9 protein-coding genes are annotated in these 9736 nt (G+C 54.4%); 7 read left to right on the forward strand and 2 right to left on the reverse strand.

Annotated elements, in window-relative coordinates:
- Nucleotides 1-83 precede the first annotated feature (83 nt).
- Nucleotides 84-821, reverse strand: coding sequence for a bactofilin family protein (locus tag QCD69_RS19360; RefSeq protein ID WP_301253206.1), 738 nt, complete (start codon nt 819-821; stop codon nt 84-86).
- Nucleotides 822-1306: 485 nt separating this feature from the next.
- On the opposite strand from QCD69_RS19360, the gene epd reads away from it, so the two are divergent.
- The 6 genes from epd to QCD69_RS19390 all read left to right on the forward strand — a co-directional run bounded on the left by epd (nt 1307) and on the right by QCD69_RS19390 (nt 7558).
- Entirely contained in the window at nt 1307-2353 is a 1047-nt protein-coding gene (epd, locus tag QCD69_RS19365) for an erythrose-4-phosphate dehydrogenase (protein ID WP_253458624.1), read from the forward strand.
- Between the two features lie 22 nt (nt 2354-2375).
- On the forward strand, nt 2376-3536 hold the full coding sequence (gene pgk / locus QCD69_RS19370; protein WP_253458627.1) for a phosphoglycerate kinase: 1161 nt from the start codon (nt 2376-2378) through the stop codon (nt 3534-3536).
- Between the two features lie 90 nt (nt 3537-3626).
- The gene (fbaA, locus tag QCD69_RS19375) at nt 3627-4706 is read left to right on the forward strand and encodes a class II fructose-bisphosphate aldolase (protein WP_125287332.1); all 1080 of its coding nucleotides are present in this window, start codon (nt 3627-3629) and stop codon (nt 4704-4706) included.
- A 285-nt stretch (nt 4707-4991) separates the two neighbouring features.
- Nucleotides 4992-5888, forward strand: a complete 897-nt coding sequence (mscS, locus tag QCD69_RS19380) for a small-conductance mechanosensitive channel MscS (protein ID WP_301253209.1) — start codon at nt 4992-4994, stop codon at nt 5886-5888.
- A gap of 179 nt (nt 5889-6067) precedes the next feature.
- A complete protein-coding gene (gene argO / locus QCD69_RS19385; protein WP_301253210.1) occupies nt 6068-6688 on the forward strand; it encodes an arginine exporter ArgO in 621 nt (206 codons plus the stop codon).
- A 150-nt stretch (nt 6689-6838) separates the two neighbouring features.
- The gene (locus tag QCD69_RS19390) at nt 6839-7558 is read left to right on the forward strand and encodes an oxidative stress defense protein (protein ID WP_253458639.1); all 720 of its coding nucleotides are present in this window, start codon (nt 6839-6841) and stop codon (nt 7556-7558) included.
- A 90-nt stretch (nt 7559-7648) separates the two neighbouring features.
- Here QCD69_RS19390 and QCD69_RS19395 read toward each other — a convergent pair whose 3' ends face one another.
- Nucleotides 7649-8545 carry a LysR family transcriptional regulator ArgP gene (locus QCD69_RS19395; protein ID WP_125287336.1) on the reverse strand — a complete coding sequence of 299 codons (897 nt, stop codon included), beginning with the start codon at nt 8543-8545 and terminating at the stop codon, nt 7649-7651.
- A gap of 198 nt (nt 8546-8743) precedes the next feature.
- Here QCD69_RS19395 and rpiA point away from each other — a divergent pair, with 198 nt between their 5' ends.
- Complete coding sequence (gene rpiA / locus QCD69_RS19400) at nt 8744-9403, forward strand: ribose-5-phosphate isomerase RpiA (protein ID WP_253458641.1); 660 nt, start codon at nt 8744-8746, stop codon at nt 9401-9403.
- Nucleotides 9404-9736: the final 333 nt, after the last annotated feature.

Below are 9736 nucleotides of genomic sequence, written 5' to 3' on the forward strand. Positions count from 1 at the left end.
TGTGCAAGCAGGTGAACCTTCCTGGCAATCGCTTAAGCCGTAATAAATCCGGTTCGCCTGTGCAAACAGGCGAACCTTTTTACCTACTGCGCGGTGTCCCGCAAATGGAAATCCTGGCTGGGCGGTATCACCGGCTCCGCAAAGCTTTTCACCACGTTGCTTTCCGGCTCTCTTTCCGTCTTATAAGGCTTGGACTGGCCATAAAATTTACCCTGCTGGTTGATCGAAAGCGATTCGCACTCGATGGTGCCATCCATAAATCCGTTGGCGTTAATGGCCACCTCCCGACTACAGCATAATCCTTTCAGCTCGCCGCTGATTTCGGTGCGTTGCGCCCAGATTTCCCCTTCGACCCGCCCATCTTTCTGCACAAAAACGGTTTTTTCTGAATTCACCTTACCGTTAACGCTGCCGGTGATATGAATATCGCCTGCGGCGCTGATTTCACCTACGATGGTGCAGGTATCCGGGATGGTGGTGGTGCCTGTGGCAGGCGCGCTGGCGACGCTGACGACGGTTGCGGCAGAGACGCTTTCTTCAAATTCGCTGTCCATTAGCGAAGCGGAAGCGGGCGGCACGGGCGAAGTGTAATTCAGCGGAGCGCTGGGTTGACGGGGATTCTCTTTACGTTTGAACATCGCTATTTCCTTATTTAACGTGAATTTCCTGAAGGCAAGCCAGGTAAAAATGGCGGAGGCTGCGGCCATTAACAGTCCCCGATGCTGGCGGATCAGCAACAGCGTTGTCGCCCAGCTAAGGGAATAGACGAGCAGCGCTGAAGCCCAGATAATCCAGAGATACCAAAGCAAGTTGTAATTCATATTCCGGCACGGTTAGTGACCAGAGAGTGGACGCCAGATCTTTCCCGATCTCGCTACAGCCAGCCGCGCTTTTACCGGCGCTCTGCTGTGGGCGTCTCCTTCCTGGAAACGGTTGTCAGAGAGAAAATTCTGATATTTACCTGCAAAAGTAAGAAAATTCCGTTGATCGTGTCGCTAACTGGTTACTTGAAAGTAAATATCAGTAAAAGTTACTTTACTACTTTGTTGAGCGTTGTTGGCCTGTTTTTTATACAGAACCTTATCTAAATGTGATGCAGGTCAGATTTTTAAACTGTGGATTGATCTGGCGCATTCCAATTATTCCGCATTGTCTTTATTGTAGCTGAACCGTTTCAACAAGCATTGGGACTGACCTCTTTCCGTTGGAAAAACGGCCCGGTAACGCAAAAATTCCCTGTACAAACGGGAACGTCTGGCTCAGGCTAACGCTCCGGTTTTGCACAGAATTTGGATGCAGGAGTGATATGACGGTTCGTATTGCCATCAACGGTTTTGGACGCATTGGGCGCAACGTGCTGCGCGCGCTTTATGAAACCGGACGCCGCGCGGAGATTACCGTCGTGGCGGTTAATGAGCTGGCGGAAGCCGCCGGCATGGCGCATCTGCTGAAATATGACACCAGTCATGGCCGTTTTGCATGGGACGTTCGTCAGGAGCGGGATCTGCTGTGGATAGGCGAAGATCCTGTGCGCATTCTGCATCGGGCCGCTATCGCCGATCTCCCCTGGAAGGAGCTGAACGTGGATGTGGTGCTGGACTGCACCGGCGTCTGGGGCAGCCGCGAAGACGGCGAAGCGCACCTTGCCGCCGGGGCGAAAAAAGTCCTGTTTTCCCATCCGGGCGGCAACGATCTTGACGCTACCGTGGTTTACGGCGTCAATGAAAAAGCGCTAAAGGCCAGCGACCTGATCGTCTCTAACGCCTCCTGCACCACTAACTGTATTATTCCTGTGATTAAGTTACTGGATGATGCTTTCGGCATTGAGTCGGGAACGGTCACCACCATCCATTCCGCCATGCACGATCAGCAGGTTATTGACGCTTACCATACTGATTTGCGCCGCACTCGCGCAGCCAGCCAGTCGATAATTCCGGTCGATACTCGCCTTGCTGCGGGTATCGCGCGTATTTTTCCGAAATTCAATGACCGTTTCGAAGCGATCGCCGTGCGTGTACCGACAATCAACGTGACCGCCATTGATTTAAGCGTCAGCGTCCGCACGCCGGTAAAGGCCTGCGAGGTGAATGCGCTGCTGCGAAACGCATCAGAAAAAGCATTTAGTGGTATAGTTGACTATACGGAACTACCGTTAGTCTCCATTGATTTTAACCACGATCCGCACAGTGCCATTGTGGACGGCACGCAAACGCGGGTCAGCGGACAGCACCTGATCAAAACGCTGGTCTGGTGCGACAACGAATGGGGCTTTGCTAACCGAATGCTCGACACGACGTTAGCCATGGCCGCCAGCGGTTTCAGCCAGGGCGCGGACTGCGCCTTTAAAATTTAGAGAATCAACGAGAGGACTCACCATGTCAGTAATTAAAATGACCGATTTGGATCTTGCCGGGAAACGCGTACTGATTCGTTCTGATTTAAACGTGCCGGTTAAAGAGGGCAAAGTCACCTCTGACGCACGTATCCGTGCTTCACTGCCAACCATTGAAGCCGCGCTGAAACAGGGTGCGAAAGTGATGGTCACTTCTCACCTGGGCCGCCCGACCGAAGGCGAGTACAACGAAGAGTTCTCCCTGCTGCCAGTAGTTAACTATCTGAAAGAAAAACTTTCTTCTCCGGTTCGTCTGGAAAAAGACTACCTGGAAGGCGTTGATATCGCCGAGGGCGAGCTGGTAGTGCTGGAAAACGTTCGTTTTAACAAAGGCGAAAAGAAAGACGACGAGGCGCTGGCGAAAAAATATGCCGCACTGTGCGACGTCTACGTGATGGACGCCTTCGGCACCGCGCACCGCGCCCAGGCTTCCACGCATGGCGTGGGGAAATTTGCGCCGGTAGCCTGCGCTGGCCCGCTGCTGGCCGATGAGCTGGAAGCGCTGGGTAAAGCGCTGAAAGAGCCTGCTCGTCCAATGGTGGCGGTGGTTGGCGGTTCTAAAGTTTCCACCAAATTCGACGTGCTGAACTCGCTGGTGAAAATCGCCGATACGGTGATCGTAGGCGGCGGCATCGCCAACACCTTCGTGGCTATCGACAACAAGGTGGGTAAATCCCTGTACGAGCCGGATTTCGTGGAAGCTGCGAAAAAACTGCGCGACGAATATAAAATTCCTGTGCCAACCGACTCCCGCGTCGGCACGGAATTCTCTGAAACTGCGCCTTCAACCGTGAAGAAAGTCTCCGAAGTTAAAGATGATGAAGAGATCATGGACTTTGGCGACGAAACCGCAGAAGCCATGGCTAAGTTGTTGAAAGAAGCCAAAACTATTCTGTGGAATGGCCCGGTGGGCGTGTTTGAATTCCCGAACTTCCGCAAAGGCACCGAAATCGTGGCGAAAGCCATTGCCGACAGCGACGCATTCTCTATCGCAGGCGGCGGTGATACGCTGGCTGCCATCGACCTCTTCGGCATTGAAGATAAGATTTCTTATATCTCTACCGGCGGCGGCGCTTTCCTTGAGTTCGTGGAAGGTAAAAAACTGCCTGCGGTAGCTATGCTGGAAGAACGCGCGAAACAGTAACCTCTGGGGCGGAGGGCTGCCTCCGCCAGAATGATTTGCCCCTTAAGGCGCAACATCTTTTCCTACTGCCGACGAAACAGGACAAAAGACATGTCTAAAATTTTTGATTTCGTAAAACCAGGCGTTGTCACCGGTGACGACGTACAGAAAATCTTCAAAGTCGCAAAAGAGAACAAATTCGCACTGCCAGCGGTTAACTGTGTCGGCACCGATTCCATCAACGCCGTGCTGGAAACCGCCGCGAAAGTTAAAGCGCCGGTTATCATCCAGTTCTCCAACGGTGGCGCGGCGTTCATCGCCGGTAAAGGCCTGAAGTCCGATAAGCCGCAGGCTGCAGCCATCCTGGGCGCAATCTCCGGTGCGCATCACGTGCATCAGATGGCGGAACACTACGGCGTGCCGGTTATCCTGCATACCGACCACTGCGCGAAAAAACTGCTGCCGTGGATCGACGGTCTGCTGGACGCGGGCGAAGCTCACTTTGAAAAAACCGGTAAACCGCTGTTCTCTTCCCACATGATCGACCTGTCTGAAGAGTCGCTGGAAGAAAACATCGAAATCTGCAGCAAGTATCTGGCGCGTATGTCAAAAATCAACATGACGCTGGAAATCGAACTGGGCTGCACCGGCGGTGAAGAAGACGGCGTTGATAACAGCCATATGGATGCTTCCGCACTGTACACCCAGCCGGAAGACGTGAACTATGCTTACGAAAAACTGAACGCAATCAGCCCGCGTTTCACCATCGCGGCCTCTTTCGGTAACGTTCACGGCGTGTATAAGCCAGGCAACGTTAAGCTGACGCCAACCATCCTGCGTGATTCTCAGGAATATGTGACCAAAAAACATAACCTGGCGCACAACGCGCTGGACTTCGTTTTCCACGGCGGTTCCGGTTCTTCCGCTGCTGAAATCGAAGAGTCTATCAGCTACGGCGTGATCAAGATGAACATCGATACCGATACCCAATGGGCGACCTGGGACGGCATCCTGCAGTACTACAAAAAGAACGAAGGTTATCTGCAGGCGCAGCTGGGCAACCCGGAAGGCGCTGATAAACCAAACAAGAAATACTACGATCCGCGCGTATGGCTGCGCTCTGCTCAGACTTCCATGATTACTCGTCTGGAGCAGGCGTTTAAAGAACTGAACGCGGTAGACGTACTGTAATTTTCTCGTTCTGAACAGAAGGCTCCCTCGCGGAGCCTTTTTTTATGGGCAAATTTTAGAACGTCAGCGAAGTTTGCCTTCTGCATTTCTGTAAATATTGGCGCGGCTATCGGCTTTTCCCTTATTAAAAACCCTGCAAAAAAAGCGCCTTTGCGGTAACAAATTATTAATTTGCCTCGTTATTTGGCACCAGACAGCATTTTTAGTTACGCTTGAGGTTTGGGATGCCAGCCTGGACTGGCAGTCTGCTTACTTCCCGGCGGGGAACAACAACAGGATAAGCAAATGGAAGATTTGAACGTAGTCGACGGCGTTAACCGCGCTGGCAGCTGGCTGGTACACAATCAGGCGCTGCTGCTGAGCTATGCGGTAAATATTGTAGCGGCCATTATCATCCTGATTATCGGGACTATCGTAGCGCGTATCATTTCAAAAACGCTGAACAAGGTGCTGCGCGCTCGTCATATCGACGCCACCGTAGCCGATTTCCTTTCGGCGCTGGTGCGCTATGCCGTGATTGCGTTTACGCTGATTGCGGCGCTTGGGCGCGTAGGCGTACAGACGGCGTCGGTTATCGCCGTGCTGGGTGCCGCAGGTCTGGCCGTCGGTCTGGCTTTGCAGGGCTCGCTCTCCAACCTGGCAGCTGGCGTGCTGCTGGTGACTTTTCGTCCGTTCCGCACAGGTGACTTTATCGATATCGGCATTATGGGCACCGTACAACAGGTACAGATTTTCTCTACCACGCTGAAAACCGCGGACGGCAAAACCGTTGTGGTGCCAAACGGTAAAATTATCGCCGGCAACATCGTAAACTTCTCTCGCGAGCCGGTTCGCCGTAATGAATTTATCATTGGCGTCTCCTACGATGCCGACGCGGACCAGGTTCTCAAACTGCTGCGCGAAGTGGTGGATGCCGATCCTCGCGTGCTGCAGGATATGGGCGTACAGATTGGCCTGAACGAGCTGGCGGCTTCGTCGGTTAACTACGTGGTGCGCTGCTGGAGCAACGCGGGCGATCTGCAAAACGTATACTGGGATCTGATGAAGAACTTCAAGCGCACGCTGGATGCCAACAATATCGGTATCCCTTATCCGCAGATGGATGTGCACCTGCATCAGACGGCCGAGACAAAAAGCGACGCTGCTCAGACTGCTGCGCCAGTACAGGCAAAGGCAGAGTAGTGTTAGCCGGTTGAGCCTGACGGCTTGCTCATCATGCAAAAGAAAAGGCGGACTGCGGTTCGCCTTTTTACCGATCGTTATCATTAGCTAAGTTTATGGAGTATTAGAATCTTCAATTTCCTCTAATGATGCTGTCGCTATACACTCGCCGCCAGCTGAAACCGTTTGAGGAAGACTCTATGTTTGCCGTTTTTCTGCAGGGCATGGCGCTGGGCGCCGCGCTGATCCTGCCGCTGGGGCCGCAGAATGCTTTTGTGATGAACCAGGGCGTGCGCCGCCACTACCATTTAATGACCGCCGCGCTTTGTACGCTGAGCGATATCCTGCTGATTTGCGGTGGCGTGTTCGGTGGCAGCGCGCTGCTGACCCATTCCACCCTGCTGCTGAACCTGGTAACCTGGGGCGGCGTACTGTTTCTTTTGTGGTACGGCTGGGGGGCGCTGCGTACCGCCTTCAGCGGCGATGTGGCGCTGGCGTCATCGGAAGCGATGAAGCAAAGCCGTTGGCGCATTATCGCCACCATGCTGGCCGTAACCTGGCTGAATCCGCACGTCTATCTCGATACCTTTGTGGTGCTGGGTAGCCTGGGCGGCCAGCTTCCGGCAGAAGCGCGCAAATGGTTTGCACTGGGATCGGCCTGTGCCTCGCTAATCTGGTTTTTCGGCCTGGCTATCCTTGCCGCCTGGCTGGCACCGCGTCTCAATACCACCAGGGCGCAGCGTATTATTAATCTGCTGGTGGGGCTGGTGATGTGGCTGATCGCCCTGAAGCTGGCGCTGCAGGCGCTGAATATCTGGTAAACACGGCCGAACTCATTCCAGGAATTAAGGTCATAGTCTGGCAGGTACAATCGCACTAAGATGCGAACTGATGGATAAATTGTGGAAGCCGGTACGCTGTAGTCAGGCCGGCTTCTTCTGCTATGACTGAAGTCCCATGGAGGATCTCCTTTGAAGCTGACCAAACTGGCGCTGGCCGCCCTTATTTTTACCTCGCCTTTTGCCGCCGTGGCGGATGAACTGCCTAACGGCCCGCATGTTGTCACGTCCGGGCAGGCAAGCGTCGACGCAACGCCTGATATTGCCACGCTGGCGATAGAGGTTGGCGTCTCGTCGAAAGATGCCTCTGAAGCGAAAAAACAGGCCGACAGCCGTGTCGCCCAGTATTTTGATTTTCTCCAGAAAAACGGCATTGATAAAAAAGATATCAACGCGGCCAACCTGCGTACGCAGCCGGAATACGATTATCTGAAAGACGGCAAATCGGAGCTGAAAGGCTATCGCGCGGTGCGTCAGGTGCAGGTTACGCTGCGCCAGCTTGATAAGTTGAACGAGCTGCTGGACGGCGCGCTGAAATCGGGCCTGAACGAAATCCGCTCCGTTGAGCTGGGCGTGGCTAATCCCGATAGCTATCGCGATAAAGCCCGCCAGGCCGCTATCGAAAACGCGACGCATCAGGCTGGCGAGCTGGCGAAAGGCTTTAACGCTCAGCTGGGGCCGGTTTACAGCATTCGCTATCACGTAGCCAACTATCAGCCGATGCCAATGGCGAGAATGTTTAAAACCGCCGACGCCGCGCCGATGAGCTCGGCCGCGCAAACCTACGAGCAGCAGAGCATTCACTTTGACGATCAGGTGGATGTGGTGTTTGAGCTACAGCGCAAGCAGTAATCTCAGCTTGCTGAAAGCCGCGTCCGGTAAGCATTCCGGACGCTTTTCTTTGCCAGGGATGCCAGGCAAAAATCCGCTCCAACCTGAGCGCTATTCCCCCTGGCGCAGCACGCGATGGCCGTGGGCAATCAGCGCGTCGGTCACTTTGCGCATCAGGCGGCTTTCCGGCGCAAAACGATGCCAGTACAGCATCCGGCGCTGAAACAGCCCCGGCGTCAGATCGATCAGTTCGCCTTCCGCCAGCTCGCGCTCAATCTGTAAGTGCGGGATCATACAGCAGGTCGTGCCCTGACGCGCCAGCTGCACAAAAGCCTCCGACGAGTTAACGATATGGCACGGCACGCTGCCGGGCGACAGATCGAAATTCTGCTGTAAAAACGCCTGATGCATATCGTCAAGATGATCGAAAGCCACCGCCGGCGCCTTCAGCAGTGCTGAGCGGGTCACGCCGTTCGGAAAGTAGCGCGCGGCAAACTCTTTCGAGCCGACAAACAGATAATCCAGCGCGCCGAGCTGATCCACCAGGCAGCTTGGCAGCGGCTGCGGCTGGATACTTACCGCGCCGACTACTTCGCCGCGCCGCAGGCGCTCCTGGGTACGGGTTTCGTCTTCCACCTGAAGATTCAGGCGCACCGGCGAATCGCTCAGCACCGTTTTCAGCGCGGGCAGCAGCCAGGTCGCCAGACTGTCGGCGTTCACTGCCAGTGACAGCAGCAGCGGCGTGGTGCCGCTGTTTTCATCGCCCAGCCACTCTTCTTCCAGCAGCTCTACCTGATGCAGCAACGCCAGCAGCTTTTGCCCCTGTTCGGTAGGGCGAGGCGGCACGGTGCGCACCAGCAGCGGCTGACCAAACATATTTTCCAGCTGCTTGATGCGCTGGGAAACGGCTGACTGGGTAATACAAAGTTTTTGCGCCGCGCGTTCAAAGCCGCGCTCGCGAATGACTGCATCCAGCGCCTGAAGCGTTCGATAGTCCGGGCGTTTCATTGTTGTTTTAGCTCTCTTTCAGGTGTGGAATCTGCACTATGCCATATTTTTGCCATTTTGCCCTGCGCTTAAAGCTGGCGTCCCGGTTTTGCGGCCTCTCTTCCAGAGTGACAACAAATGGCGCCGCAGGGCGGTTTTTTCAACGAGGGTTGCTTTATACTATCGCCACACAGTAGCAGCACGGATTCTAAACTTACCATGACGCAGGATGAACTGAAAAAAGCCGTTGGCTGGGCCGCGTTAAACTATGTTGAACGCGGCACTATCGTTGGCGTGGGCACCGGATCGACCGCCGCCCACTTTATTGATGCGCTGGGCTCGATTAAAAATGAGATTGAAGGCGCGGTCTCCAGCTCGGAGGCTTCCACGCTCCGGCTGAAAAGCTTAGGTATTCCGGTTTTCGATTTGAACGAGGTGGATTCCCTGTCGGTTTACGTTGACGGCGCCGACGAGATCAATAGCGCGATGCAGATGATTAAAGGCGGGGGCGCGGCGCTGACCCGTGAAAAAATCATTGCCGCCGTGGCGAAAAAGTTCGTCTGCATCGCCGACGAATCCAAGCAGGTCGACGTGCTGGGCAAATTTCCGCTGCCGGTCGAGGTCATTCCTATGGCTCGCAGCTTTGTGGCGCGCGAGCTGGTGAAGCTGGGCGGCCTGCCGGAATATCGTCAGCAGGTGGTCACCGATAACGGTAACGTCATCCTGGACGTGCATAATCTGAAAATCCTGGATGCCGTCGCGCTGGAAAAAGCCATCAACGCGCTGCCGGGCGTAGTCACGGTGGGGCTTTTCGCCACGCGTGGCGCGGACGTGGCGCTGATCGGCACGGCAAACGGTGTAAAAACGCTGGGCGATTAGCTGATTAGCGTGGCCGTTTACCAGCCTGGAAAGGCAGATAGCGCATCAAGGTCGTGGCCGCCAGCCGCGACCTTAAGCGCCAGGCTCTAAGTCATAGCTGTAGCCATAGCTATAAGCGCCAGGTCATAGCCATAGCCATAAGCTCTGAATGCTAAGTGCTAAGTGCTAAGTGCTAAGTGCTAAGTGCTAAGTGCTAAGTGCTAAATGCTAAATGCTAAATGCTAAATGCTAAATGCTAAATGCCAGGTGCTAAATGGCAGGCCACAATCGATAAGTTCTAAGTTCTAAGTTCTAAGTTCTAAGTTCTAAGTTCTAAGTTCTAAGTTCTAAGTT

Source organism: Erwinia sp. PsM31, assembly GCF_030433775.1.
GTDB classification, from domain to species: domain Bacteria; phylum Pseudomonadota; class Gammaproteobacteria; order Enterobacterales; family Enterobacteriaceae; genus Erwinia; species Erwinia aeris.